Below are 23,911 nucleotides of genomic sequence, written 5' to 3' on the forward strand. Positions count from 1 at the left end.
AATGACCGAGTGTAGTTGGCGGTGACCGCGCTTCGCTACCTTCACGGACATGGACTACGTCGTCAGGTGTAAAAATCGACGCCCAGACATGGAAAAAACCGCCAGCCATCGCAGAGACACCTGACAGACACGCCGCGTCAAATCTGGATAATGGCCAAGTGATAGCCATGCAGCGAACCGCTCGGTACATTTTGTTGGGCAAAATGTAACCAACATTTGCTACACACCCGTCGCACCGGGATAATGCGCGCCACCCGGCGCCCTGCGCCAAGCCAAGCCTGCTGCGGCGCTGGCGACTCAACGCGTCAACGAAAGCCCGCAGGGGCGGGATGAATGTCCGTGATCAACTTCAACATCGCCCAATGGCGCGCGTGGGCCCCGGGGCTCGACAGCGTGGACGCCTGGCAGGCCTGGAGCCGACAACCGGTCGTGCTGCAGAGCAGTGATGCCGCGCCCGATGTGTCGTTTCTGCCGGCCATGCAACGCCGTCGCCTCAGCCGCCTGGCGCGGATGGCCTTCAGCGTTGGCTGGCCGCTGGCCGAAGGCCGGGTCCATCTGCCACTGGTGTTCGTCTCGCGGCACGGCGAAACCCCACGCACGTTTGAAATCCTCCGTGATCTGGCCACCGAACAGCCCTTGTCGCCAACCCAATTCAGCCTTTCAGTGCATAACGCGATCATCGGTTTGTGGTCGATCATGCGCGGTGAAACCAGCGAAATGACCGCCCTAGCGGCGGCTGGCGATGGTCTGGAACATGGCATGCTCGAAGCGGCCGCATTGCTTGATGAAGGCGCCCCGGCGGTGCTGCTGGTGATCACCGAAGAGCAACCGCCCGAGGCGTACTCGCAGTGGGTCGATGACGTGCCGTTCCCTTACGCGCTGGGTTTATTGCTCACGCCCGGTACCGACTGGCGGCTGACCCTGAACAGCAGCACCGAAACCCGGTCAAAGGCGCACTGGCCGCACGCGCTCAACCTGCTGCGAACCCTGCTCGGCCAGCAACCTGACTGCCAACATGCGTGGAAAAATCGTGTATGGACCTGGCATCGCAACCCGTGACCGCCAAACACCGCGACGCCTACTACTGGCGCCTGCTGGCCACTGCTGCGAGCTTCGCCTTGTTCGGGCTAGGCGGGCTGTGTCTGCGCCTGCTGGTATTTCCGCTGCTCGCCTGCCTGCCCGGTGACGCGCTGGTCCATCGCCTGCGCGCGCGGCGTACGGTCAGTCGCTTGTTCTGGTTTTTCGTGCGTTTCATGGCCCGCACCGGCGTGCTCACTTACAACATCGAGGGTGCCGAGCGCCTCGGCCGGCCGGGGCAGATGATCATTGCCAACCACCCGTCGCTGATTGATGTGGTGTTTCTCATCGGTCTGGTGCGCCACGCCAATTGCGTGGTGAAAAAAACCCTCTGGGAAAACCCGTTCACCCGTGGCCCGCTGCGCCGCACCGAGTACATCAGCAACGACGGCAGCATGGACATGCTCGACGCGGCCGCGCAGTCGTTGCAGGACGGCCAGACCCTGATCATTTTCCCCGAAGGCACGCGCACCCAGCCGGGGCAGGCGCCGGCCTTTCATCGGGGGGCGGCGGCAATTGCCCTGCGCGGTGCGAAAATCGTTACCCCGGTGATCATCAAGGTGAGCCCGACCACCCTGACCAAAGCCGAGCCGTGGTATCGCATCCCCCATCGCCGCGTGCACTTCAGTTTTCGCGTGGGGGCCGATATAGACCCACAGACCTTCGCCGCGCAAGGCCCCGCACCGCAGGCCTCGCGCAAGCTCAACGATTATTTGCATGACTATTTCATTAAGGAGCTCGCCGCAGATGAGCGAACTGAACACCGCTAGCCTGGTGCGTGACATCAAACTGCTGATCATCGATGCCCTCGGCCTCGAAGACATCAGCCCCGAGGACATCGGCGACGAGCAGACATTGTTCGGCGAAGGCCTCGGCCTGGACTCCGTGGACGCGCTGGAACTGGGCCTGGCGATCCAGAAAAAATACGGCATCAAGATCGACGCCGATGCCAAAGACACCCGCAACCATTTCACCAACGTGGCCAGCCTTGCGGCATTCGTCACGGCAAAACAGGCAGCTTGAGACCGGACCATGCAAACTCGTGACGATATCTTCAACACCCTGCGCGATGCCCTGGTCGAGCTGTTCGAGCTGGATCCGGCCCGCGTAAGCATGGACGCCAATCTGTATCAGGATCTGGAAATCGACAGCATCGATGCGGTTGACCTGATCGATCACATCAAACGCCAGACCGGCAAGAAAATCGCCGCCGAAGAATTCAAATCGGTGCGCACCGTCGGTGACGTGGTCGAGGCGGTGTTCCGTCTGGTTCAACCGGCCGCATGAGCCGACTGATCGGCCTGGGCCTGCTGCTGGCCGGTCTGCTGTACCCCTTTGCGGTGTATTTCGGCATGGAGCATTTCGCCCCGTGGCAATTTGCGCTGCTGCTGGGAGGCCTTTGGCTGGCGCGCGCCCTGACCGGCGAACGCAAGCCCGGCAGCCTGTGGATGGCGTGCGTGGCGATGGTGTTCTGCCTGCTGCTGGCGGTGTTCGACAGCCCGCAGCTGCTGCGCTGGTACCCGGTGCTGATCAGCGCATTCATGCTGGTGCTGTTCGGCGCCAGCCTGAAATACGGCCCGCCAATGGTCGAGCGTCTGGCGCGCTTGCGCGAGCCGGAACTGCCGCAGGTTGCCATTCGCTATACGCGCAAGGTGACGCTGGCCTGGAGCGTGTTTTTCTTCTGCAACGGTTTGTGCGCCGCCCTCCTCACCCTGTGGGCGCCGCTGGATTGGTGGATGTTGTACACCGGCCTGATCTCCTATGGATTGATCGGCCTGATGTTTGCCATTGAATGGCTGATACGACAACGGGTAAGAGGCCGTACATGAATTGGATAAAACTTGAGCAGCTGTTGCTCAAGGCACTGCCGGCACGGGCGATCTGCCAGGCGCCGGCCCTCGATCACACGCAACTGCGAGCGCAGGCCTTGAGCGTTGCCGCGGGTCTGCAAAGCCGAGGCGTGAAAAGGCTGGCCGTGCATCTGGAAGATGCCGCCGACCTCGCCATCGCCCTGCTCGGCGCGTGGCGTGCCGGCGTCAGCGTGTTGCTGCCGGCGGATCTGCAAGCGCAGACGCGTCAGCGCTGGTCGCAGGAAGTCGATCTATGGCTGACCGATCAATCCGGCGACGCCCACTTGGACGACTTCACTCAGCCCGAACTGCCCGGAGCACAACTGGATCTCGATCAATGCCGCCTGAGCCTGTGCACTTCCGGCTCCAGCGGCGAGCCCAAGCGCATCGACAAGACCCTGCGCCAATTGGCCAACGAGGTCGAAGCGCTGGAACAGTTGTGGGGCGCAGACCTCGGCGAAGCCTGCATCATCGGCAGTGTCGCCACGCAACACATCTATGGCCTGCTGTTTCGCGTGTTGTGGCCCTTGTGCGCCGGGCGCCCGTTGGTGCGCCGGCAACTGGCGTTCTCCGAAGACCTGCAACGCGCCAGCCGCGAATACCCGGCCTTCGCCTGGGTCGCCAGCCCGGCGCTGCTCAAGCGCATGGGCGACAACCTCGACTGGCCGGCCCTGAGCGCGGTGCGCCGGGTGTTTTCCTCCGGGGGCGCGTTGCCGCCGGAAGCGGCGCAAAGCCTGCACCAGCGCTTACAGCAATGGCCGACGGAAATCCTCGGCAGCTCGGAAACCGGCGGTATCGCCTGGCGTCAGGGCGAGTCGTTGTGGCAACCGTTTGCTGGCGTCGAACTGAGCCAGGACAGCGACGGCGCCCTGCTTATTTCTTCGCCTTATCTGCCTGCCGGCCATGTCGAACACAGCGCTGACGCCGCGCGCATCGCCGCCGATGGTCGTTTTGAACTGCTGGGGCGACTGGACCGCATCGTCAAACTGGAAGAAAAACGCATCTCGCTGCCGATGCTCGAGCAGGCCTTGGCAGCCCATGACTGGGTCGCCGAGGCGCGCCTCGGTGTGGTTCAGGAAAACCGCGCCTCGCTCGGTGCGCTGCTGGTGCTCAGCGAATCGGGCCTGTTCGCCCTGCGCGAGCATGGCCGCCGTGGTCTGACCGAAACCCTGCGCAAACATCTGAGCCAACATTGCGAAGCCCTCGCCCTGCCCCGACGCTGGCGCCTGCTGCGGCAAATGCCGTTGAACAGCCAGGGCAAACTGGCGCAAGCCGACGTCGAAGCGTTGCTGCTGGCCGCGCGACCCAAAGCCCCCGAAGTGCTGGAGCAAAGCGCAAGCGACGGCGAATGGAGCCTGCAACTCAGCGTGCCGCCGGATCTGGCCTACTTCAGCGGGCATTTTCCCAAGGCACCGGTGTTGCCCGGTGTGGTGCAGGTGGAATGGGCGCTGAATTTGGGTCGGCAGTTGCTGAAGCTGGACGGCGCGTTTGCCGGAATGGAAGTGCTGAAATTCCAGCAACTGGTGCGCCCGGGTGATGAAATCCAGCTGCATCTGCGTTTCGATGCCGAGCGCGGCAAGTTGTATTTCGCTTATCGCAATGACACGGCGACCTGTTCCAGCGGACGCATTCTCCTGGGGCCTGCCCATGCATAACCCCTGCGCCATAATCCCGGTGTACAACCATGAAACCGCGATCACCACCGTGGTCGATGCCCTGCTCGCACAAAGTCTGCCGTGCATTCTGGTGGACGATGCCAGCGAGCCGTCCTGCGCGCGGGTGCTCGACACTCTGGCCGAGCGCGACGGGGTTTTTCTGGTGCGCCTGACGGCCAATCAGGGCAAGGGCGGCGCGGTGATGACCGGTCTGCGCGAAGCCTCGCGTCTGGGCTACAGCCATTCCTTGCAGGTCGATGCCGATGGCCAGCACGATTTGCACGACGTCGCGCGCTTCGTCGGCGAATCCCGCGCCCATCCCGAGGCGATGATCTGCGGCTATCCGCTGTTCGACGAGAGCGTGCCGAAAGGGCGTTTGTACGCGCGCTACCTGACCCACGTGATGGTGTGGATCAACACCCTGTCGTTGCAGATTCGCGATTCGATGTGCGGCTTCCGTGTTTATCCGCTGGCGCCGACTCTGGCGGTGATCGATTCGGCCAAGGTCGGCAAGCGCATGGATTTCGACTCGGACATCCTTGTGCGGCTGGCCTGGCGCAGTCAGCCGATGCGCTGGCTGCAGACCAGCGTGCATTACCCGTTGGACGGTGTATCGCACTTTCGCCTTTTCCATGACAACGCGCTGATTTCCAGCATGCACACGCGGCTGTTCTTCGGCATGTTGCTGCGTTGGCCGCTGATTCTCTGGCGGCGGTGGAAACCATGAGTGAAGAAGTCGACAAGAAGCACTGGGCCGACCGCGAAGAGCGCGGCAGTTTCCTGCTGATGAAATTCACTGCATTCGCCGCCAAAGTCCTCGGCCGGCGCCTGCTCAGTCCGTTGCTGTACGGCATCGTCCTGTATTTCTTTTTGTTCGGCCGGATCGCCCGGCGCAGTGCCTGGCAGTACCAGCAGCGGCTGGCCGCGTGGAGCCAGCGCGACGACCTGCGTCCGAGCCACTGGCGGGTGTTCGGCCAGTTCATGACCTTCGCCGATTCGCTGCTCGACAAGCTCGATGTGTGGAACGGCAAGCTGAGCATCGAGCAGATCGAAATCATCGACCCGGCGCTGCTGCGCAAGCAGTTGCGCGGCAGTCGCGGGCAACTGCTGGTCGGCGCGCATCTGGGCAATCTCGAAGTCTGCCGGGCGCTGGCGGAGATCGGCGAAAAGGTCACCATGAACGTGCTGGTGCACACCAAGCACGCCGAGCAATTCAACCGCTTGCTTGGCGAGGCCGGGGCGACCAATCTGCGCCTGATTCAGGTCAGCGAACTCGACCCGGTGATCATGCTGCAACTGCATGAACGGCTGGAACGCGGCGAGTGGCTGGCGATTGCCGGTGACCGCGTGCCACTGCACGGCGGGCGCAGCGTGACGGTGGATTTTCTCGGCCACCCGGCGCCATTTCCGCAAGGCCCGTGGTTGCTGGCCGGCCTGCTCAAGTGCCCGGTCAATCTGCTGATGTGCCTCAAGCAACCCGACGGCCACTATCGCCTGACCCTCGAACCGTTCGCCGACGCGGTGGTGTGGACACGCCGCGAGCGCGAGCAGGTCATTCATCAGTGGGCCACCCGCTACGCGCAGCGCCTGAGTCACTATTGCCTTGAAGCCCCGCAGCAATGGTTCAACTTTTACCCTTTCTGGAAGACCGATGACGACGCCAACCCATGAGCCGGTAACCTTCGGCGAACGCCCTTTGCGCATCGAAGACGTGCTGGCCCTGGCCAACCGTCAGGCGCCCGTGCAATTGCAGGCTGACGCCGACTATCGCGAGCGCATCGCCAAGGGCGCGCGGTTTCTCGATTCGCTGCTGGACAAGGAAGGCGTGATCTACGGCGTCACCACCGGCTACGGCGATTCCTGCGTGGTCGCGGTGCCGCTGCATCACGTCGAGGCGCTGCCGCGTCATCTCTACACCTTTCATGGTTGCGGCCTGGGCAAACTGCTCGACGCGCAGGCGACCCGCGCGGTGCTGGCGGCGCGCTTGCAGTCGTTGTGCCACGGCGTTTCCGGGGTGCGCGTCGAACTGCTGGAGCGTCTGCACGCGTTTCTCGAATACGACATCCTGCCGCTGATTCCCGAAGAGGGTTCGGTGGGTGCCAGCGGCGATCTGACGCCGTTGTCCTATGTCGCCGCAACCCTGTCCGGCGAGCGCGAAGTGCTGTTCCGTGGCGAACGTCGTCAGGCTGCCGACGTGCATCGCGAGCTTGGCTGGACGCCGCTGGTGCTGCGTCCGAAAGAGGCGCTGGCGCTGATGAACGGCACGGCGGTGATGACCGGCCTCGCCTGCCTCGCCTTCGCTCGCGCCGATTACCTGCTGCAACTGGCCACGCGCATCACCGCGCTCAATGTCGTCGCGCTGCAAGGCAATCCGGAGCACTTCGACGAACGCCTGTTCGCCGCCAAGCCGCACCCGGGGCAGATGCAGGTCGCCGCGTGGTTGCGCAAGGATCTGGCGATCGACGCGCCAACCGCGCCACTGCATCGTCTGCAGGATCGCTACTCGCTGCGTTGCGCGCCGCATGTGCTCGGCGTGTTGGCCGACAGCCTGAACTGGCTGCGCGGCTTCATCGAAACCGAGCTGAACAGCGCCAACGACAACCCGATCATCGATGCCGAAGCCGAGCGCGTTCTGCATGGCGGGCACTTCTACGGCGGGCACATTGCGTTCGCTATGGACAGCCTGAAAAACCTCGTGGCCAACGTCGCCGATCTGCTCGATCGGCAATTGGCGTTGCTGGTCGACGAGCGCTACAACCATGGCTTGCCGAGCAACCTATCCGGCGCGCCAGCCGATCGGGCCATGATCAATCACGGCTTCAAGGCGGTGCAGATCGGCACCAGCGCCTGGACCGCCGAAGCGTTGAAGAACACCATGCCGGCCAGCGTGTTCTCGCGCTCCACCGAATGCCACAACCAGGACAAGGTGAGCATGGGCACCATCGCCGCCCGTGATGCGATTCGCGTGCTGGAGCTGACCGAACAGGTCGCCGCCGCCACCCTGCTCGCCGCCAACCAGGGCGTGTGGCTGCGCGCTCAAGCCTTCGATGCGCGTCCGCTGCCGCCGGCACTGGCGGCGATGCACGAAGAACTCGGCAAAGACTTCCCGCCGGTCATCGAAGACCGCGCGCTGGAAGGCGAACTGCGCCTGTGCCTGCAACGCATCGCCGCGCAACACTGGAGGCTGCATGCGTAGTGCCGGAGTGCTTCATGCCGATACCGAGATTCTGGTGCCGTTTTTCGACGTCGACACTATGCACGTGGTCTGGCACGGCCATTACGTCAAATACCTCGAAGTGGCGCGCTGTGCGCTGCTGGACAAGATCGGCCATAACTACACGCACATGGTCGAGTCGGGTTACGCCTGGCCGATCATCGACCTGCAACTGCGCTACGTGCGCAGCGCGGTGTTCGGCCAGCGGCTGAACGTGCGCGCCAGTCTGGTCGAGTGGGAAAACCGTTTGAAGATCAACTATCTGATCAGCGACCTGCAGACCGGCGAACGCCTGACCCGCGCAAGCTCCGTGCAGGTCGCTGTCGAAGTCAGCAGCCGAGAGATGCAACTGGCTTCACCCAAAGTCTTCACCGATGCCGTAGAAAGGATGCTGCGATGAATGTGTTTTTCAGAAGCCTCGGCGCGTTGACGCTGCTGGTCTTGTCGTCATGGGCCAATGCCTTCGACCTGCAACAACTCAGTGAACAACTGGCGAAACCGGATGTTATCCACGGCCAGTTCATCCAGGAAAAACACCTGCGCGCCCTGCCGCAGCCGCTGATCAGCAAGGGCAGCTTCGTCCTCGCGAAAAATCATGGCTTGCTGTGGCTGTTGAAAACTCCGCTGCAACAGGATTACCGCATCACCGCCAATGGCATCGCCCGCCGTGACAGCAACGGCTGGCAACTGTTGCCGAACAAGAGCGCCGGCGCCGAGCAGAACCGTTTGTTCCTCGCCGTGCTGCAAGGTGACAGCAGCGGTTTGCAGCGCGATTTCGAACTGGCCCTGAGCGGCACGGCGCAGCAGTGGCAACTGACCCTGACGCCGCGTTCGATGCTGCTCAAGCAAGTGTTCAAGCAGATCAATATCGATGGCGGCGCCCTTGTGCAAACCATCGAGCTGCTGGAAACCCAGGGCGACAGCACCCTGCTGCGCATGCAGGACAGCACGGCCGAGCAACCCTTGAGCGAAGCGGAGCAACATGACTTTGCCGAGTGAACGCAAGCTGCCCTGGCTGTTTCTGAGCCTGCTGCTGGCCGTCGTCGCGCTGGCTGCCTGGCAGTGGCGCGACGGTGCGCCGCTGTCGGCCAATCTCATGGAGCTGGTACCCGGGACCAGTCCCGATGCGCTGGAGTCGCGCGCCGAACAGCGCATGCAAGAACCGCTCAATCGCGAAATGCTGGTGCTGGTAGGTCACGCCGATCGCCAGCAAGCACTGAACATGGCTCAGCAACTGGGCGAACAATGGCAGGCCAGCGGTCTGTTCGAAACCGTGCAGTGGAACCTGCAATCCGACTTGCCGGCGCTGCGCAAGCAATTGCTGCAAGGGCGTTTGGCGATGCTCTCGGCGGATGATCGGCTGTTACTCAGCGAGCACCCCGACGCGTTCATCCAGCAGCGGGTGCAGGCGCTGTTCGATCCGTTCAACGGCTTCACCCTGGTGCCGAGCCAGGACGACTGGCTCGGCCTGACCGGGCGCATCCAGAACAGCCAGCCGAAACATGGCGCAGTGCAACTGGACATCGGCAGCGGCGCACTGGTCGCCGATGCCGACGGCAAGAGCTGGGTGATGCTGCGTGCGCGCACCACCGGCAATGCCTTCGACATGAACCTGCCGTTGCAAGTGGCAGAGCTGCTCCAGCACAGCCGCGAACAAGCGGCAAAAAGCGACGTGCAGTTGCTCGCCGCCAGTGGCCTGCTCTACGCCGCCAACGGCCAGCAACAAGCCACCCGCGAAATGACCTGGGTCGGCGGTGGTGCGACGGTTGGCATTCTGCTGTTGCTGCTGTTGGCGTTTCGCCGTTGGGGCGTGTTGCTGGCGTTCGTCCCGGTGCTGGTCGGCATGCTGTTCGGCGCGGTGGCCTGCGTTGCGCTGTTCGGCCACATGCATGTGATGACGCTGGTGCTCGGCTCGAGTCTGATCGGCGTTGCCGTCGATTACCCGCTGCACTATCTGTCCAAGAGCTGGAGTCTCAAGCCCTGGCGCAGCTGGCCGGCCCTGCGCCTGACCTTGCCGGGGCTGACCCTGAGCCTGATCACCAGCGTTATCGGCTACCTGGCGCTGGCGTGGACGCCGTTCCCGGCATTGACGCAGATCGCCGTGTTCTCCGCTGCCGGCTTGCTCGGTGCCTATCTGTCGGCGGTCTGCCTGCTGCCGGCGCTGCTGAAAAATGTCCAACTGCGCCCGGCGCAATGGCCGCTGCGCCTGGCCGAACGCCTGATTCATCTGCGTGAGGCGCTGCTCGGTTGCATTCGCACGCCCGCGCTGCTGGCCGTGCTGATCGCCTTCTGCGTCGGCGGCCTGATGCAGTTGCAGAGCAAAAACGATATCCGCCAATGGGTCGGCGCGCCGCAGCATCTGACCGACGAAGCGCAGACCATCGCGCGCATCACCGGGTATCAACCGACCAGCCAGTTCTTCCTCGTCCGTGCGGCCAATCAGGAGCAATTGCTCGAGCGCCAGGCAGCGCTGAGCGAGCGCCTGCAGCAACTGGTCAACCTCGACAAACTGCAAGGTTATCTGGCCCTCGATCAACTGGTCAGCGCGCCGAGCCAGCAACAGCAAGTGCGTGAATCACTGAACAAGCTGCCGTCGTTCTGGCAACCGCTGCTCGATCTCGGCGTGCCGGTGGCTGCGTTGCAAAATGAATTGCAGCAATTGCAGACCCTGCCCGCCGAAGACATCGACGCCGCGCTGGCCGGCCCGCTCGGTGAGCCGTATCGGACACTGTGGCTTGGACCGACTGAAGACGGCGTCGCAGCGATGACCAGTTTGCAGGGCTTGAACAATCCGTCGTTGTTGCGCGTGCAGGCGCTCGATTTGCCGGGGGTGGTGCTGGTCGATCGCCTCGGTGACCTGAACACGGTCTTTGCCGCCACGCAGATCAGCGCCGCCGAACTGAAACTGGCCTCCTGCGTGTTGATCGTGCTGGTGCTGATGCTGCCGTTCGGCCTGACCGGCGCCCTGCGTATCGTCGCCCTGCCGCTGCTGGCGGCGCTGTGCAGTCTGGCCAGCCTTGGCTGGCTCGGTCAGCCGCTGACCCTGTTCAGCCTGTTCGGCCTGTTGCTGGTGACGGCGATCAGCGTCGATTACGCAATCCTCATGCGCGAACAGGTCGGCGGCGCAGCGGTAAGTCTGCTCGGCACCTTGCTCGCCGCCGTCACCACGTGGCTATCGTTCGGCCTGCTGGCGGTCTCCAGTACGCCGGCGGTGAGCAATTTCGGCCTGTCGGTAAGCCTCGGCCTGGCCTTCAGCTTCATGCTCGCGCCGTGGGCCGGGCGCCATGAACCGGTTGCGGAGCCAGCCGCATGATGGTCTTCGGCTTCTGGTTGCTGGCTTTGGCGCTGTTTGCCCTGGCGACCCGGGTCGGCCGTCACTTCGGCCTGATTCCGATCGTCAGCCAGTTACTGCTGGCGAGCTTCGGCTTGCCGTTGCTGATGTACTTCTGGATCGAGCCGGGCTGGCAGCTCAGCGGCGCACAACTGATCGCTCCGGACTGGCTGAAAAACCTCTACAGCCTGAGCTTCGCCTCGCTGCTCGGGCATATCCTCAGCGATGTCATCGATCTACGTCTGGATCGCCAGAGCGTAAAAATCGCTGTGCCGAGTTTCGCTGTGCCGTTCGCTTGCGGGTTGGCGGTCGCGTATTGGTTGCTGCCGTCGCAGCCGTGGCTCAACGCACTGGCCATCGGACTGGTTTTCGCCATAACGGCGATCCCGGTGTTGTACCTGTATTTGCGTCACATTGATTACCCGCCCACTGCCACGCGGCGGCTGGTGCAGACCGCGATCCTGATCGATCTGACCTGCTGGACGCTGTTCGGCCTCGCCCAAGGCAGCCTGCACTTGAGCAGCCTGTTGCTGCCCGTGGCCATGGCCGGCGTGCCGCTGCTTTTGCACCTGCTGCGCGTGCGTCGCCCGCTGACTTACAGCCTCGGCTTCTTCGCGTTGCTGGTCATGGCCGAGCATTACAAACTCAACGCGCTGATTTTCGGCATCGGCTATCTGCTGTGCATGGCGCTGCTGAAAGTGCCGTTGGTGCTGCCGTTGCCGGCACGCTGGATGAGCCGCTTGCAGACGTGGATCGCGATCCCGCTGATCCTCACGTTCGGCATCGTCCAGATCGACGTCCATAGCGCCCTCGCCAGCCTCGACGCCGGGCAATGGGCGGCGCTGCTGCTGTTGCCGATTGTCAGTAAACTGCTCGGCAACTGGCTCGGCCTCGGTTGGGCTGGCGCCTCGTTCGCGGGTGCCAGCCGCTGGCGCGAAAGCGTGCTGCTGAACATTCGCGGCCTGAGCGAAATCGTCTTTCTCAATCTGCTATTGCAACAACAGCTCATCACTCCGGCGCTGTATTTCGCGCTGATGCTGATGGGCCTGATCGCGACGCTGCTGCCGGCCCTGATCGGCCTGCATCGCGCGCCCCTGAATCTGAACAGTCCTCTGCCCCGGAGCTCACGTGCCAATCGTTGAAATGGAATCCCGTCAGGTCGTGATCATCGGTGCCGGCCCGTCCGGTGCTATCGCCGCTGCCCTGCTCAAGCGCAAGGGCCACGATGTGCTGGTGCTCGAGCGCCAGCACTTCCCACGCTTCTCCATCGGCGAAAGCCTGCTCAGCCACTGCCTGGATTTCGTCGAAGAAGCCGGCATGCTCGACGCCGTCAACGCCGCCGGGTTCCAGCGCAAGACCGGCGCGGCGTTTGCCTGGGGCGAGCGCTACAGCGCCTTCGATTTTGGCGACACCTTCACCGCCGGCAAGCCGACCACGTTCCAGGTGCAGCGCGCCGATTTCGACAAGTTGCTGGCCGATCAAGCGGCATTGCAAGGCGCGGAAATCCGTTATGGCGATGCGATTGTCAGCGTCGATTTCGATCAGGCGAAACCACAACTCGATGTGCGCCGCGAAGATGGCAGCGAGTATCGCGTCGAAGCCGATTTCGTCCTGGACGCCAGCGGCTACGGCCGCGTGCTTTCGCGTCTGCTGGATCTGGAAGCACCATCGAACTTCCCGGTGCGTCAGGCGGTGTTCACCCACGTCGAAGATCACATCGACAACCCGGCGTTCGACCGCGAAAAGATCCTTGTCACCACCCATCCCGAGCATCGCGATGTATGGTTCTGGACCATCCCGTTCAGCAACGGCCGCTGCTCGGTGGGCGTGGTGGCTGCTGAGGACCATTTTCAGGGCCGCGACAGCGACCTGGATGCCTGCCTGCGCAGCTTTATCGCCGAGACGCCAAGCCTCGCCGGGGTTCTGAACAACGCGGTCTGGGACACCCCGGCGCGCACCCTCGGCGGCTATGCGGCCAATGTGAAAACCCTGCACGGCCCGGGCTTTGCGCTGCTGGGCAACGCCGCAGAATTCCTCGACCCGGTGTTCTCCTCCGGCGTGACCATCGCCATGCGTTCGGCGAGCATGGCTGCCGGCGTGCTGCACCGTCAGTTGCAGGGTGAAACGGTGGACTGGCAAAGCGAATTTGCCGAACCGTTGAAACGCGGCGTCGATACCTTCCGTTGCTACGTCGAAGGCTGGTACGCCGGCACCTTCCAGGACGTGATTTTCTATGAGGACAGCCAGGCGGAGATTCGCCGGATGATCTGCTCGATCCTCGCCGGTTATGCCTGGGACGAGCGCAACCCGTTCGTAAGCGAAGCTCGGCGCCGGCTGAAGATGATTTCCCAACTCTGCGCGCAGGACGCCTCATGAATTACCTGAGCGACAGCTACGTCGAGGAAACCCGCTTCGGTCTCTGGTTCTTGCGCAGCCACACCTGGCAGCACCATGTGCTGCGCGTGGCGATCAACGATTTGCGTGGATTATTCAGTGAGCCGCTGCCGGAACACCCGGTGCTGCTGGACGCCGGTTGCGGTCAGGGCAAGTCCTTCGGCCACCTGCGCCAGACCTTCGCCCCGCAGCGCCTGATCGGCGTCGACGCCGACCCGCACAGTTTGCAACTCAGCGCCGAAGAGGCCACGCGCCTGGGCATGCCAGTCGACTTGATCGGCAGCGATTGCGCCACGCTCAACGTCGCCGATGCCAGCGTCGACCTGCTGTTCTGCCACCAGACCTTCCATCATCTGGTCGAGCAGGAAAAGGCCTTGGCCGAGTTCTATCGCGTGCTCAAGCCGGGCGGCTATCTGCTGTTCGCCGAATCCACCGAGGCTTACATTGATACCTGGGTGATTCGCTGGCTGTTCCGCCATCCGATGCACGTACAGAAGAGCGCCGCCGGCTATCTGCAGATGATCCGCGAGCAGGGTTTCGAGTTTGCCGAGCGCAATGTTTCCTACCCGTATCTGTGGTGGAGCCGGTCGAAGGATTTTGGTTTGTTGGAGCGGCTGGGGTTGAGCAAACCCAAGCCATTCGGTGAGCGCGAAGAGACGCTGGTAAACGTCGTCGCGCGCAAACCAAAAGTGGAAGTTTCCTGATGCCACACATCACTTGTGGGAGCGAGCTTGCTCGCGAAAGCGGTGCTTCAGCCATCAAAAAATTTGAATGTGAGACGGCATTCGCGAGCAAGCTCGCTCCCACAGGGATTTCAGTGTGGCTGATGATGGTGTTCTGCGCCCTATTGCTCAACGCCTGCGCCAGCCAGCCACCGCTACCAGCGGCCAACCCGACACTGCCTCTGCCGCTGCAACTGCACATCGAGCGCGAGCAAGCCGGGCAACGTCAGGACTGGCTGCTGGTGATCCAGCGCGAAGGCGCCGGCACGCGTTGGTCGATGATGGATCCGCTGGGGATTCCCCAGGCCCGCCAGCAACTGATCGATGGGCATTGGCAGGCCGACGGTCTGCTACCGCCGAACCCGGAAGCGCGGGAGTTGTTCGCCGCATTGCTGTTCGCTTTGACGCCTTCCGCCGAACTGCTGCGCAATTATCCCGACGCCCGGCAACAGGCCGATCAGCGTTCACTGCCGGCGCGCTGGAACATCCGCTATTCACAACCGTTGAGCTTCCAATTGAATCTGCCCCAAGGCCCGCACTATCGCGTTTCCCAGTTAGGTGAATCGACGCCATGACCGCTTACCTGAATGCCCTCGGCGTGATCTGCGCTTTGGGCCGCGACAAGTCTGAAGTCGCGCGCAATCTGTTTGCCGGCGACTGTTCGGGCATGCGCCGCGAGTCCGGCTGGGTCGCCGAGCGTGAGCTGCCTGTGGCCGGCGTACACGGTGAATTGGCGCCGATCCCGGTCGAACTGATCGAGCACAGCAGTCGCAACAATCAGCTGCTGCTGGAAGCCGCGCTGCAGATTCGAGACGACATCGATCGTGCGATCCAGACCTTCGGCCGCGAGCGCATAGGCGTGGTGCTAGGCACCAGCACCTCGGGCATCGACGAGGCCAGCCGGGGTCTGGCGCATTACATCCGCGAACAGCAATTTCCTCCCGAGTACGACTATCGCCAGCAGGAACTCGGCGCCCCGGCGAATTTCCTCGCCGAATGGCTGCAACTGAGCGGCCCGGCCTACGTGATTTCTACCGCTTGCACTTCCAGCGCCCGCGCGCTGATGAGCGCTCAGCGTCTGCTCGATCTGGGTCTGTGCGATGCGGTGCTGTGCGGCGGCGTCGACAGTCTGTGCAAGCTCACGCTGAACGGTTTCTCTTCGCTGGAAGCCGTTTCAGACGAACGCTGCAATCCTTTTTCCGCCAACCGCAAAGGCATCAATATCGGCGAAGCAGCGGTGCTGTTCGTGATGAGCAAACAGCGCGGCGAAGGCCCGGGCATCGCCCTGCTGGGGACGGGCGCCAGCTCGGATGCGCACCATATTTCCGCGCCGGAGCCGAGCGGTCGCGGCGCTCTGCAAGCGATGCAGAAAGCCCTTGGCCGCGCGCATCTGCAAGCCGGGCAAATCAACTACCTGAACCTGCACGGCACTGCCACCCAGCACAACGACGCGATGGAAAGTCTGGCGGTCGCGGCGCTGTTTCCCCAAGGCGTCGCCTGCTCGTCAACCAAGCCGCTGACCGGCCACACCCTCGGCGCGGCCGGCGCGCTGGAAGCGGCGTTCTGCTGGCTGAGCCTGAGTGCCGAAAACCCTGAACAGGCGTTGCCGCCACACATCTGGGACGGCCAGGCCGATCCCGCGCTGCCGCCACTCAAGTGGGTGACCGCGAGCGAACGCCTGACGTCCATTGCACCGCGCTACCTGATGAGCAACTCGTTTGCCTTCGGCGGCAACAATGTCAGCCTGATTATCGGAGACGCCCCATGAGCCACTGGCCGCTCGCCGAACTGCTGCCGCATGCCGGCGACATGATCCTGATCGACGCCATCGAGCGCTTCGATGACGAGCAGATTTTCACTCGCCTCACGGTCAAGCCCGACGGCCTGTTCAACCTGCCCGACGGCAGCCTGCCGGCGTGGGTCGGCGTCGAGCTGATGGCGCAGAGCGTCGCCGCTTTCGCCGGTTGCCACGCCCGGCAAAAAGGCAATCCGCCGGAGCTGGGCTTTCTACTCGGCACGCGCAAATTCGAGTGCAACGTCGAAGCCTTTGCGCCCGGCAGCGAGCTGACCATCCATGGCCTGCGCTCACTGGAAGACGACAACGGCATGGGCGTATTCGAATGTCACATCCACGGCGACGGCATTCATGCCAGCGCCCGGCTGAACGTGTTCCGTCCGCCGCAAGCCAACCAATATCTGCAACAGACAAAGGAGTCGCACGATGACTGAATCCGTACTGGTCACCGGCTCCAGCCGGGGCATCGGCCGCGCCATTGCCTTGCGTCTGGCGCAAGCCGGGCACGACATCGTCCTGCATTGCCGCAGCGGCATGACCGAAGCCCAAGCGGTGCAGGCCGAAATCGAAGCATTGGGTCGCCGCGCACGCATTCTGCAATTCGACGTCGCCGACCGTGAAACCTGTAAAAGCATTCTCGAAGCCGATGTCGAAAATCACGGTGCCTATTACGGCGTGGTGCTCAACGCCGGGCTGACCCGCGACGGCGCGTTTCCGGCGCTGAGCGATGACGATTGGGACGTGGTCCTGCGCACCAACCTCGACGGTTTCTACAACGTCCTGCACCCGGTGATGATGCCGATGATCCGTCGTCGCGCCGCAGGGCGCATCGTCTGCATCACCTCGGTATCGGGCCTGATCGGCAACCGTGGCCAAGTCAATTACAGCGCCTCGAAGGCCGGGGTGATTGGCGCCGCGAAGGCATTGGCGATCGAGCTGGGCAAGCGCAAAATTACGGTTAACTGCGTCGCCCCTGGCCTGATCGACACGGCCATGCTCGACGAAAACGTGCCGGTGGAGGAACTGATGAAAATGATCCCCGCGCAGCGCATGGGCACCCCGGAAGAAGTGGCCTCTGCGGTGAATTTCCTGATGTCGGCGGAAGCCTCGTACATCACTCGCCAGGTGCTGGCGGTCAACGGAGGCCTGTGCTGATGAAGCGCGTCGTCGTCACCGGCATGGCCGGCATCACCTCGCTGGGCAGCGACTGGCCGACCATTGCCGGCAATTTCGCGGCCAATCGCAGCGGCATTCGCCGCATGGACGAGTGGGATCGCTTCACTGAGCTGAACACGCGTCTGGCCGGGCCTATCGATGATTTTCTCGTGCCGTCGCACTGGACCCGCAAGCAGTTGCGCAGCATGGGCCGGGTTTCGCGACTGGCGGTCGGCGCAGCAGAAAAGGCTCTGGCCGATGCTGGCCTGCTCGGTGACGAATCGATCAAGGACGGGCGCATGGGCGTCGCTTGTGGTTCATCTACCGGTAGCACTGACGAAATCAAAGCGTTCGGCAACATGCTGCTCAACTCGGTGGCCGAGGGCCTGAACGCCAACTCCTATGTACGGATGATGCCGCACACCACCGCCGCCAATATCAGCATTTTCTTCGGCCTCACCGGGCGCCTGATTCCGACGTCCAGCGCCTGCACCAGCGGCAGCCAGGGCATCGGCTACGCCTACGAAGCAATCAAGTTTGGCCGCCTGCCGTTGATGCTCGCCGGCGGTGCCGAAGAACTGTGCCCGACTGAAGCCATGGTGTTTGACGCGCTCTACGCCACCAGCCTGAAAAACGATGCACCCCAGACCAGCCCACGCCCGTACGACAAGGGCCGCGACGGTCTGGTGATTGGTGAAGGTGGCGGCATGCTCGTGCTTGAGGAGCTGGAACACGCCCTCGCCCGTGGCGCGCACATTCACGCGGAAATCGTCGGTTTCGGCAGCAACGCCGACGGCCAGCACACCACCCGCCCGGAACAGGTCACCATGCGCCGCGCCATGGAGCTGGCCCTGGAAGATGCCGGCCTCAGCCCGGACGCCATCGGTTATGTGAACGGCCACGGCACCGCGACTGAACAGGGCGACATCGCCGAAACGCTGGCCACCAGCAGCTTGTTCGGTGAGCACATGCCGATCAGCTCGCAGAAGAGTTTTCTCGGCCACACCCTCGGTGCCTGCGGTGCGCTGGAGTCATGGTTCAGCATCGAGATGCTCAACAGCGACCGCTATGTGCACACCTTCAACCTCGACGAGGTCGACCCGCACTGCGGCAAGCTCGATTACCTGCGCGGCGAGTTTCGTCAGATGCACCACGATTACGTGATGAACAACAACTTCGCTTTCGGTGGCGTCAACACTTCGTTGATCTTCCGCCGCTGGGCATAACCGAATCAATCCAGGTCAAGGAGACCTACATGCATTTCAAGAAATTCGCCGCCGTTACCCTGCTGCTCTGCGCCCTGCCAGCGGTCAGCCAAGCCCGCGACACGGCGGTCTACCTGCCATTCGACAAAGCCGTCGCCGAAGCCACCCGCTCCGGCAAGATCGACGGCAGCGTGAAATTCTATCTGGCCGGCAACACCCCGGCGGGCAAAGTCACCGTGGTCAGCCCCGACGCCGTGACCAACAAGAAAACCAACGCCTTCAACAAGTCCGACGAAGTCGCCTGCGAATGGGTCGCCCAATCGGCAATCATCAGCCTGCACCAGGCCGCGAAAAACGCCGGCGCCAACGCCGTGACCAACATCGTCAGCTTCTACAAGCGCAACGAGCGCAAGGACGCGCAAACCTACGAATGCCACGCCGGCGCGATCATGGCGGGCGTTGCGCTGAAGGGTGATCTGGCGAAGGTTCAGTAAGCGCCAGAAATGACAAAGGGCGCCATCCGGCGCCCTTTCACAGACAGGTTGGCTTGTCATCGCCGATTACTTGCCTGGCTCTGCGATGGCTGGTTGCCCAGGATCCTCAGAGTCTCACAAGCCCCTTTCGGGAACGCAGGCAGTATTGCTTGAAATGCATCGGCAGACAACGGCTGGCGTTTCGCCTCTCGGCGCCATATTCAGTGCCATCACAATCCCAGGGCCTGTCTCACTGCGGCTTTGATGGCGCTGAATTCTTCTATTGCGAGATGTGAAATCAGATAGACGCGCCTCCCTCTACGATCTCGACTTTTAATTCGGTCGAGCCGTGAAAGGTTGACCGTCGCCACCATGTCACATTTGGCCCAGCATTTCGGACTGGCGCCTTGTAGATGACTCGCCAGCTCAAGATGGTGATCAAGCAGACGATCAGGCGCTGTAGTACTCAAAGGCACCACAGTTACCAACAGACTATTGCTGCGGTGTTTACGCAGAACGACAACGGGCCTGACTTTCACCATCTCAGGCACTTCATAGCCTCTGAAATCGCAAATCAGCACGCTGCCCTCCTTGGGCTGGTATCGAAGAGGCATCCGTGGCACTCACTGGAAAAGAGGCGATTTTGCGCAAAAATCGAGCGTTCCCCTAAGGCAGATCCGTAACGGGAAATGTAGCTCTCTGCAATCCCCTCGCTCCCTTGCACCATCTACACTCGCTTAAGCAGGTCCCGGCTCAGTACCTGCCCTCACGGTTCTCTTTCACCGTCAAAGGAGATGACCATGCAAGTGAAAGCCCTGATGGCCGCTGCGCTTATCGCCCTGCTGCCAAGTGCCAGCCATGCCACCAACCTCATGTACATGCCTTTCGAAACCGTGCTATCGGACGCCATTCGCGCCGGTCGGCTGGATGGCAGTGTGAAGTTCTACCTGATCGGCAACGGGCCGCAGGGCACTCAGCAGTTGCTGCGCCAAGGGGTGGTCAGTGATTTGAAAACCAACGGCTTCAACAAGAGCGATCAGGCTTCGTGTGAATGGGTGTTGCAGTCGAATCTGATCAAATTGCAGGCTGATGCCAAGCGGGTCGGGGCGAATGCGGTGGTCAATATTGTCAGTTACTACGACCAGCGTGTACGCAAGGATTTGAATACCTACGAGTGCCGGGCAGGAGTTTTTGTTACCCGGGTGGCTTTGAAGGGGGATTTGGTGCGGTTGCCCTGAAATCTGTGATGTTTGGGCCGACGCCTTCGCGAGCAGGCTCGCTCCCACCTTGGAATGCGTTTCCCTGTGGGAGCGAGCCTGCTCGCGAAAGCGCCAGCCGCCTTCACACCGTCAGCGGCTCAACCTTGCGCGTCAGCAGTTCGACAAACGCCTTGGCCATCGGCGATTTCTGATCTTTGCGCTGCACCAGCCACACCGCCGAAATCGCTTCGGGATCGAGCAACGGGCGGTAGACCACGCCGTCGATGCGCATGCGTTGGTAGGACGCTGGCAGCACCGATACACCCAAGCCCGCCGCCACCAGACCGATGATGGTCATCGCCTCGCCAGCCTCTTGAGCGAAGTGCGGGCTGAAGCCGGCGTCACGGGCCAGACTGAGCAGTTGTGCGTACAGCCCGCTGCCATAGCTGCGCGGGAAAAACACGAATGGCTCCAGCGCCAGCGCCGAGAGAAACAGGCCTTCATCGCTACTTTGGGCCAGTGGATGCTTGGAACTGAGCACCGCCACCAATGGCTCGCGCATCAACTCCACAACACTCAGTGAATCCGGCAATCCGAGCGGGCGCATGATGCCGACTTCGATCGACTCGTCCACCAAGGCATCGGCGACCATGGTGCTGCTCATTTCGCGCAGGTTCAGATGCACCGCCGGAAAGCGCTGACGAAAGGAAAAAATCGCCTGCGGAATGGTCGAGTTGAACGGTGCAGACGAGGTGAAGCCAATCTTCAACTCGCCCAGCTCGCCAAGTTGCGCACGGCGGGCGACATCCGCTGCCTTGTCGACTTGCGCCAGCACCAGCCGCGCCTCCTGCAGAAACAACCTGCCCGCCTCGCTCAATTCCACCCGACGATTGGTGCGTTCGAACAAGCGCGCGCCGAGCTGTTGCTCCAGCGCCTGAATCTGCTGGCTCAGCGGTGGCTGGGAGATGCCCAGCACCTGTGCGGCCCGGCCGAAATGCAGTTCTTCGGCGACGGCGATGAAGTAACGCAGATGACGCAGTTCCATAGGATTTCCATTAGGTCGCTGAAGCTATCAAACAGGTCGAACAATATATTGGATAGAAACATTAGCCAGCTATATGATTTTTTCATTGCCTGCCCGGCTGTGCTTTCCGAGGTCTGAAGTGAAAACTGCTGTCGCGCCCCTTGCCCACGAAATCCCGCCCGCTGCCGGCGACGATACCCTCGCCGAGCTGCGGGAGATCTACATCGAAAAAGGCACGCCGGCATTCATGCGCACGGTGCTGGCGCTGTTCTGTGGCGGCTTTGCGACGTTTGCCCTGCTCTACTGCGTACAACCGATGATGCCGCTGCTGTCCCACGAATACGGGATCAACGCGGCGCAGAGCAGTCTGATCCTCTCGGTGGCAACCGGCATGTTGGCCTTCGGCCTGCTGATCACCGGGCCGATCTCCGACCGCATCGGCCGTAAACCGGTGATGGTCGCGGCGCTGTTCGCTGCCGCGTTGTGCACCATCGCCAGTTCGATGATGCCGAGCTGGCACGGCGTATTGATCATGCGCGCGCTGATCGGCCTGTCGTTGAGCGGCCTGGCAGCGGTGGCGATGACCTATCTGAGCGAAGAAATCCATCCACAGCACATCGGCCTGGCGATGGGTTTGTACATCGGCGGCAACGCGATCGGCGGGATGAGCGGGCGCTTGATAACCGGCGTGCTGATCGACTTCGTCAGCTGGCACACGGCGATGCTGGTGATAGGTGGTCTGGCGCTGGTCGCGGCGGCGGTGTTCTGGAAGATCCTCCCGGAGTCGCGCAACTTCCGCGCCCGCTCACTGCACCCGCGCAGCCTGCTCGACGGCTTCACCATGCACTTTCGCGACGCCGGTCTGCCGCTGCTGTTTCTTGAAGCGTTTGTGCTGATGGGCGCGTTTGTCACGCTGTTCAACTACATCGGCTACCGCTTGCTGGCTGCGCCGTACAACCTCGATCAGGTATTTGTCGGATTGCTCTCGGTGGTCTACCTGTCGGGGATCTACAGCTCGGCGAAGATCGGCTCGCTGGCGGACAAACTGGGGCGGCGCAAAGTGCTCTGGGCGACCATTGCACTGATGTTCGCCGGACTGGCACTGACCATGTTCACCTCGTTGTTGCTGGTGATCGTCGGCATGCTGGTGTTCACCTTCGGCTTCTTCGCCGCGCACTCGGTGGCGAGCAGCTGGATCGGCCGGCGCGCGTTGACCGCCAAGGGTCAGGCGTCGTCGCTGTATCTGTTCAGTTATTACGCCGGTTCGAGCATTGCCGGGACGGCGGGCGGGGTGTTCTGGCATCTGGGCGGGTGGAACGGGATCGGGTTGTTTATTGGTGCGTTGTTGCTGATTGCCCTGCTGGTGGCGTTGAAGCTGGCGAAGTTGCCGCCGTTGCAGGGTGTCAAAGCCTGAGATAAATCCCTGTGGGAGCGAGCCTGCTCGCGAATGCACTGTGTGAGGCAACATCAGTGTTCAATGACACACCGCTTTCGCGAGCAGGCTCGCTCCCACAGTTGATTTGGGTACGACATTAGATCGTGCAAAAGAAAACGCCCGGCATTGGCCGGGCGTTTTTTATCGGGCGCTGATCACTCGTGATACTGCGCTGACAGCTCATGCACCGCACGCAGGAACGCGCCGGCATGTTCTGGATCGACCTCCGGCGTAATGCCGTGGCCAAGGTTGAACACGTGGCCGCTGCCCTTGCCGTAGCTGGCGAGGATGCGCCCGACTTCAGTGCGGATCGCTTCCGGTTTGGCGTAGAGCACGGTCGGGTCCATGTTGCCTTGCAGCGCGACCTTGTCGCCGACACGGGCGCGGGCGTTGCCGATGTCGCAGGTCCAGTCCAGGCCAAGGGCGTCGGCGCCGGCTTCGGCGATGCTTTCCAGCCACAGGCCGCCGTTCTTGGTGAACAGAATCACTGGCACTTTGCGCCCGTCATTCTCGCGGATCAGGCCGCTGACGATTTTCTTCATGTAGGCCAGGGAGAATTCCTGATACGCCGCCGCCGACAGGTTGCCGCCCCAGGTATCGAAGATCTGCACCGCTTGCGCACCGGCCATGATCTGGCCGTTGAGGTACGAAGTCACCGATTGCGCCAGCTTGTCCAGCAACAGGTGCATGGCTTGCGGGTTGTCGTAGAGCATCGCCTTGGTCTTGCGGAAGTCTTTCGACGAGCCGCCTTCAACCATGTAAGTCGCCAGGGTCCACGGACTGCCGGAGAAACCGATCAGCGGCACACGGCCGTTGAGTTCGCGACGGATGGTACTGACCGCGTCCATCACGTAGCCGAGGTCTTTGTGCGGATCCGGGATCGGCAGGGCTTCGATGTCGGCCAGGGTGCTGACAACTTTTTTGAAGCGCGGGCCTTCACCGGTCTCGAAGTACAGACCCTGGCCCATGGCATCGGGAATGGTGAGGATGTCGGAAAACAGGATCGCCGCGTCCAGTTGCGGGTAGCGGTCGAGCGGTTGCAGGGTGACTTCGCAGGCGAACTCCGGATTCATGCACAGGCTCATGAAGTCGCCGGCATGGGCGCGGCTGGCGCGGTACTCCGGCAGGTAGCGACCGGCCTGGCGCATCATCCACACAGGGGTGACGTCAACGGGTTGCTTGAGCAGGGCGCGGAGGAAACGGTCGTTCTTCAGGGCAGTCATGTCGGCATCCGGAAAAAAAGTGCGGGCATTTTCTCAGAGCGCGAGGCAAAAGGCACGGATGTGGGTCAGCCTTTTGTCTATCGGGTCAATTTATTGCGTTGGAATGCGCTATCAGCAACACCGAGAAACAACTGTGGGAGCGAGCCTGCTCGCGAAGAG

Annotated in this window: 26 protein-coding genes; 23 read left to right on the forward strand and 3 right to left on the reverse strand. The window is 62.4% G+C overall.

The annotated features are described in order from the left end of the window. The first annotated feature begins 333 nt into the window (after positions 1-333). From D8U70_RS02405 to D8U70_RS02505, 21 genes are all read left to right on the forward strand, one after another. Complete coding sequence (locus tag D8U70_RS02405; protein WP_073471623.1) at positions 334-1,059, forward strand: beta-ketoacyl synthase chain length factor; 726 nt, start codon at positions 334-336, stop codon at positions 1,057-1,059. Continuing rightward, positions 1,035-1,847 (forward strand): lysophospholipid acyltransferase family protein, encoded by an 813-nt coding sequence (locus D8U70_RS02410; RefSeq protein ID WP_073471622.1) that lies wholly within the window; start codon positions 1,035-1,037, stop codon positions 1,845-1,847. Before D8U70_RS02405 ends, D8U70_RS02410 begins: the two co-directional genes overlap by 25 nt. Continuing rightward, a complete protein-coding gene (locus D8U70_RS02415; RefSeq protein WP_039756723.1) occupies positions 1,825-2,100 on the forward strand; it encodes a phosphopantetheine-binding protein in 276 nt (91 codons plus the stop codon). Before D8U70_RS02410 ends, D8U70_RS02415 begins: the two co-directional genes overlap by 23 nt. 9 nt (positions 2,101-2,109) lie before the next feature. Then, positions 2,110-2,364, forward strand: a complete 255-nt coding sequence (locus D8U70_RS02420; protein WP_016772026.1) for an acyl carrier protein — start codon at positions 2,110-2,112, stop codon at positions 2,362-2,364. Beyond that, positions 2,361-2,906 carry a hypothetical protein gene (locus D8U70_RS02425; protein WP_122705098.1) on the forward strand — a complete coding sequence of 182 codons (546 nt, stop codon included), beginning with the start codon at positions 2,361-2,363 and terminating at the stop codon, positions 2,904-2,906. The genes D8U70_RS02420 and D8U70_RS02425 overlap by 4 nt, the downstream gene beginning before the upstream one ends. Then, on the forward strand, positions 2,903-4,582 hold the full coding sequence (locus D8U70_RS02430; RefSeq protein ID WP_130928229.1) for an acyl-CoA synthetase family protein: 1,680 nt from the start codon (positions 2,903-2,905) through the stop codon (positions 4,580-4,582). The genes D8U70_RS02425 and D8U70_RS02430 overlap by 4 nt, the downstream gene beginning before the upstream one ends. Then, complete coding sequence (locus tag D8U70_RS02435; protein WP_130928230.1) at positions 4,575-5,309, forward strand: glycosyltransferase family 2 protein; 735 nt, start codon at positions 4,575-4,577, stop codon at positions 5,307-5,309. Before D8U70_RS02430 ends, D8U70_RS02435 begins: the two co-directional genes overlap by 8 nt. Then, positions 5,306-6,253, forward strand: a complete 948-nt coding sequence (locus D8U70_RS02440; RefSeq protein ID WP_016772029.1) for a glycosyl transferase — start codon at positions 5,306-5,308, stop codon at positions 6,251-6,253. The genes D8U70_RS02435 and D8U70_RS02440 overlap by 4 nt, the downstream gene beginning before the upstream one ends. Next, positions 6,234-7,778, forward strand: coding sequence for an aromatic amino acid ammonia-lyase (locus D8U70_RS02445; protein ID WP_130928231.1), 1,545 nt, complete (start codon positions 6,234-6,236; stop codon positions 7,776-7,778). Before D8U70_RS02440 ends, D8U70_RS02445 begins: the two co-directional genes overlap by 20 nt. Further along, positions 7,771-8,196 carry an acyl-CoA thioesterase gene (locus tag D8U70_RS02450; RefSeq protein WP_071174164.1) on the forward strand — a complete coding sequence of 142 codons (426 nt, stop codon included), beginning with the start codon at positions 7,771-7,773 and terminating at the stop codon, positions 8,194-8,196. The genes D8U70_RS02445 and D8U70_RS02450 overlap by 8 nt, the downstream gene beginning before the upstream one ends. Then, positions 8,193-8,795 (forward strand): outer membrane lipoprotein carrier protein LolA, encoded by a 603-nt coding sequence (locus D8U70_RS02455; protein ID WP_071174163.1) that lies wholly within the window; start codon positions 8,193-8,195, stop codon positions 8,793-8,795. The genes D8U70_RS02450 and D8U70_RS02455 overlap by 4 nt, the downstream gene beginning before the upstream one ends. Further along, complete coding sequence (locus tag D8U70_RS02460; RefSeq protein WP_130928232.1) at positions 8,779-11,109, forward strand: MMPL family transporter; 2,331 nt, start codon at positions 8,779-8,781, stop codon at positions 11,107-11,109. Before D8U70_RS02455 ends, D8U70_RS02460 begins: the two co-directional genes overlap by 17 nt. Then, entirely contained in the window at positions 11,106-12,269 is a 1,164-nt protein-coding gene (locus D8U70_RS02465) for a sodium:proton antiporter (RefSeq protein WP_130928233.1), read from the forward strand. Before D8U70_RS02460 ends, D8U70_RS02465 begins: the two co-directional genes overlap by 4 nt. Next, complete coding sequence (locus tag D8U70_RS02470) at positions 12,256-13,503, forward strand: NAD(P)/FAD-dependent oxidoreductase (RefSeq protein ID WP_024011286.1); 1,248 nt, start codon at positions 12,256-12,258, stop codon at positions 13,501-13,503. Before D8U70_RS02465 ends, D8U70_RS02470 begins: the two co-directional genes overlap by 14 nt. Beyond that, positions 13,500-14,225, forward strand: a complete 726-nt coding sequence (locus tag D8U70_RS02475; protein ID WP_130928234.1) for a class I SAM-dependent methyltransferase — start codon at positions 13,500-13,502, stop codon at positions 14,223-14,225. The genes D8U70_RS02470 and D8U70_RS02475 overlap by 4 nt, the downstream gene beginning before the upstream one ends. Before the next feature lie 122 nt (positions 14,226-14,347). Next, a complete protein-coding gene (locus D8U70_RS02480) occupies positions 14,348-14,818 on the forward strand; it encodes a hypothetical protein (protein ID WP_130928235.1) in 471 nt (156 codons plus the stop codon). Beyond that, a complete protein-coding gene (locus D8U70_RS02485; protein WP_130928236.1) occupies positions 14,815-16,011 on the forward strand; it encodes a beta-ketoacyl-[acyl-carrier-protein] synthase family protein in 1,197 nt (398 codons plus the stop codon). Before D8U70_RS02480 ends, D8U70_RS02485 begins: the two co-directional genes overlap by 4 nt. Further along, entirely contained in the window at positions 16,008-16,472 is a 465-nt protein-coding gene (locus D8U70_RS02490) for a hotdog family protein (RefSeq protein ID WP_073471610.1), read from the forward strand. The genes D8U70_RS02485 and D8U70_RS02490 overlap by 4 nt, the downstream gene beginning before the upstream one ends. After that, positions 16,465-17,193, forward strand: a complete 729-nt coding sequence (gene fabG / locus D8U70_RS02495; RefSeq protein WP_041477582.1) for a 3-oxoacyl-ACP reductase FabG — start codon at positions 16,465-16,467, stop codon at positions 17,191-17,193. Before D8U70_RS02490 ends, fabG begins: the two co-directional genes overlap by 8 nt. Next, entirely contained in the window at positions 17,193-18,419 is a 1,227-nt protein-coding gene (locus D8U70_RS02500) for a beta-ketoacyl-ACP synthase (protein WP_041477581.1), read from the forward strand. Before fabG ends, D8U70_RS02500 begins: the two co-directional genes overlap by 1 nt. A 29-nt stretch (positions 18,420-18,448) precedes the next feature. After that, positions 18,449-18,892 (forward strand): hypothetical protein, encoded by a 444-nt coding sequence (locus tag D8U70_RS02505; protein ID WP_041477580.1) that lies wholly within the window; start codon positions 18,449-18,451, stop codon positions 18,890-18,892. A gap of 209 nt (positions 18,893-19,101) precedes the next feature. Here the strand turns inward: D8U70_RS02505 and D8U70_RS02510 are convergent, their stop codons facing one another. Beyond that, positions 19,102-19,485 (reverse strand): type II toxin-antitoxin system PemK/MazF family toxin, encoded by a 384-nt coding sequence (locus D8U70_RS02510; RefSeq protein ID WP_076565246.1) that lies wholly within the window; start codon positions 19,483-19,485, stop codon positions 19,102-19,104. A gap of 186 nt (positions 19,486-19,671) precedes the next feature. On the opposite strand from D8U70_RS02510, the gene D8U70_RS02515 reads away from it, so the two are divergent. Next, positions 19,672-20,109, forward strand: coding sequence for a hypothetical protein (locus D8U70_RS02515; protein ID WP_041477579.1), 438 nt, complete (start codon positions 19,672-19,674; stop codon positions 20,107-20,109). Positions 20,110-20,212: 103 nt separating this feature from the next. On the opposite strand, the gene D8U70_RS02520 is transcribed toward D8U70_RS02515, so the two are convergent. Next, on the reverse strand, positions 20,213-21,115 hold the full coding sequence (locus D8U70_RS02520; protein ID WP_076565243.1) for a LysR family transcriptional regulator: 903 nt from the start codon (positions 21,113-21,115) through the stop codon (positions 20,213-20,215). Positions 21,116-21,233: 118 nt separating this feature from the next. On the opposite strand from D8U70_RS02520, the gene D8U70_RS02525 reads away from it, so the two are divergent. Then, positions 21,234-22,508: an MFS transporter gene (locus D8U70_RS02525; RefSeq protein WP_130928237.1), complete on the forward strand. Its 1,275-nt coding sequence runs from the start codon at positions 21,234-21,236 to the stop codon at positions 22,506-22,508. Positions 22,509-22,684: 176 nt separating this feature from the next. Here D8U70_RS02525 and hemE read toward each other — a convergent pair whose 3' ends face one another. After that, positions 22,685-23,752 carry a uroporphyrinogen decarboxylase gene (gene hemE / locus D8U70_RS02530; protein WP_016772044.1) on the reverse strand — a complete coding sequence of 356 codons (1,068 nt, stop codon included), beginning with the start codon at positions 23,750-23,752 and terminating at the stop codon, positions 22,685-22,687. Positions 23,753-23,911 lie beyond the last annotated feature (159 nt).

It is taken from the genome of Pseudomonas sp. Sample_20, assembly GCF_004307585.1.
GTDB lineage: Bacteria > Pseudomonadota > Gammaproteobacteria > Pseudomonadales > Pseudomonadaceae > Aquipseudomonas > Aquipseudomonas atacamensis.

Excerpts from the sequence above, each read along its gene's own strand:
- D8U70_RS02410 (WP_073471622.1), top strand. The coding sequence starts at position 1,035 with ATGGACCTGGCATCGCAACCCGTGACCGCCAAACACCGCGACGCCTAC.
- D8U70_RS02405 (WP_073471623.1), top strand. The coding sequence starts at position 334 with ATGTCCGTGATCAACTTCAACATCGCCCAATGGCGCGCGTGGGCCCCG.
- D8U70_RS02435 (WP_130928230.1), top strand. The coding sequence starts at position 4,575 with ATGCATAACCCCTGCGCCATAATCCCGGTGTACAACCATGAAACCGCG.
- D8U70_RS02425 (WP_122705098.1), top strand. The coding sequence starts at position 2,361 with ATGAGCCGACTGATCGGCCTGGGCCTGCTGCTGGCCGGTCTGCTGTAC.
- D8U70_RS02510 (WP_076565246.1), bottom strand. The coding sequence starts at position 19,485 with ATGCCTCTTCGATACCAGCCCAAGGAGGGCAGCGTGCTGATTTGCGAT.
- D8U70_RS02490 (WP_073471610.1), top strand. The coding sequence starts at position 16,008 with ATGAGCCACTGGCCGCTCGCCGAACTGCTGCCGCATGCCGGCGACATG.
- D8U70_RS02450 (WP_071174164.1), top strand. The coding sequence starts at position 7,771 with ATGCGTAGTGCCGGAGTGCTTCATGCCGATACCGAGATTCTGGTGCCG.
- D8U70_RS02500 (WP_041477581.1), top strand. The coding sequence starts at position 17,193 with ATGAAGCGCGTCGTCGTCACCGGCATGGCCGGCATCACCTCGCTGGGC.
- D8U70_RS02515 (WP_041477579.1), top strand. The coding sequence starts at position 19,672 with ATGCAAGTGAAAGCCCTGATGGCCGCTGCGCTTATCGCCCTGCTGCCA.
- fabG (WP_041477582.1), top strand. The coding sequence starts at position 16,465 with ATGACTGAATCCGTACTGGTCACCGGCTCCAGCCGGGGCATCGGCCGC.
- D8U70_RS02445 (WP_130928231.1), top strand. The coding sequence starts at position 6,234 with ATGACGACGCCAACCCATGAGCCGGTAACCTTCGGCGAACGCCCTTTG.
- D8U70_RS02440 (WP_016772029.1), top strand. The coding sequence starts at position 5,306 with ATGAGTGAAGAAGTCGACAAGAAGCACTGGGCCGACCGCGAAGAGCGC.
- D8U70_RS02465 (WP_130928233.1), top strand. The coding sequence starts at position 11,106 with ATGATGGTCTTCGGCTTCTGGTTGCTGGCTTTGGCGCTGTTTGCCCTG.
- D8U70_RS02475 (WP_130928234.1), top strand. The coding sequence starts at position 13,500 with ATGAATTACCTGAGCGACAGCTACGTCGAGGAAACCCGCTTCGGTCTC.
- D8U70_RS02505 (WP_041477580.1), top strand. The coding sequence starts at position 18,449 with ATGCATTTCAAGAAATTCGCCGCCGTTACCCTGCTGCTCTGCGCCCTG.
- D8U70_RS02480 (WP_130928235.1), top strand. The coding sequence starts at position 14,348 with ATGATGGTGTTCTGCGCCCTATTGCTCAACGCCTGCGCCAGCCAGCCA.
- hemE (WP_016772044.1), bottom strand. The coding sequence starts at position 23,752 with ATGACTGCCCTGAAGAACGACCGTTTCCTCCGCGCCCTGCTCAAGCAA.
- D8U70_RS02420 (WP_016772026.1), top strand. The coding sequence starts at position 2,110 with ATGCAAACTCGTGACGATATCTTCAACACCCTGCGCGATGCCCTGGTC.
- D8U70_RS02455 (WP_071174163.1), top strand. The coding sequence starts at position 8,193 with ATGAATGTGTTTTTCAGAAGCCTCGGCGCGTTGACGCTGCTGGTCTTG.
- D8U70_RS02485 (WP_130928236.1), top strand. The coding sequence starts at position 14,815 with ATGACCGCTTACCTGAATGCCCTCGGCGTGATCTGCGCTTTGGGCCGC.
- D8U70_RS02520 (WP_076565243.1), bottom strand. The coding sequence starts at position 21,115 with ATGGAACTGCGTCATCTGCGTTACTTCATCGCCGTCGCCGAAGAACTG.
- D8U70_RS02415 (WP_039756723.1), top strand. The coding sequence starts at position 1,825 with ATGAGCGAACTGAACACCGCTAGCCTGGTGCGTGACATCAAACTGCTG.
- D8U70_RS02460 (WP_130928232.1), top strand. The coding sequence starts at position 8,779 with ATGACTTTGCCGAGTGAACGCAAGCTGCCCTGGCTGTTTCTGAGCCTG.
- D8U70_RS02430 (WP_130928229.1), top strand. The coding sequence starts at position 2,903 with ATGAATTGGATAAAACTTGAGCAGCTGTTGCTCAAGGCACTGCCGGCA.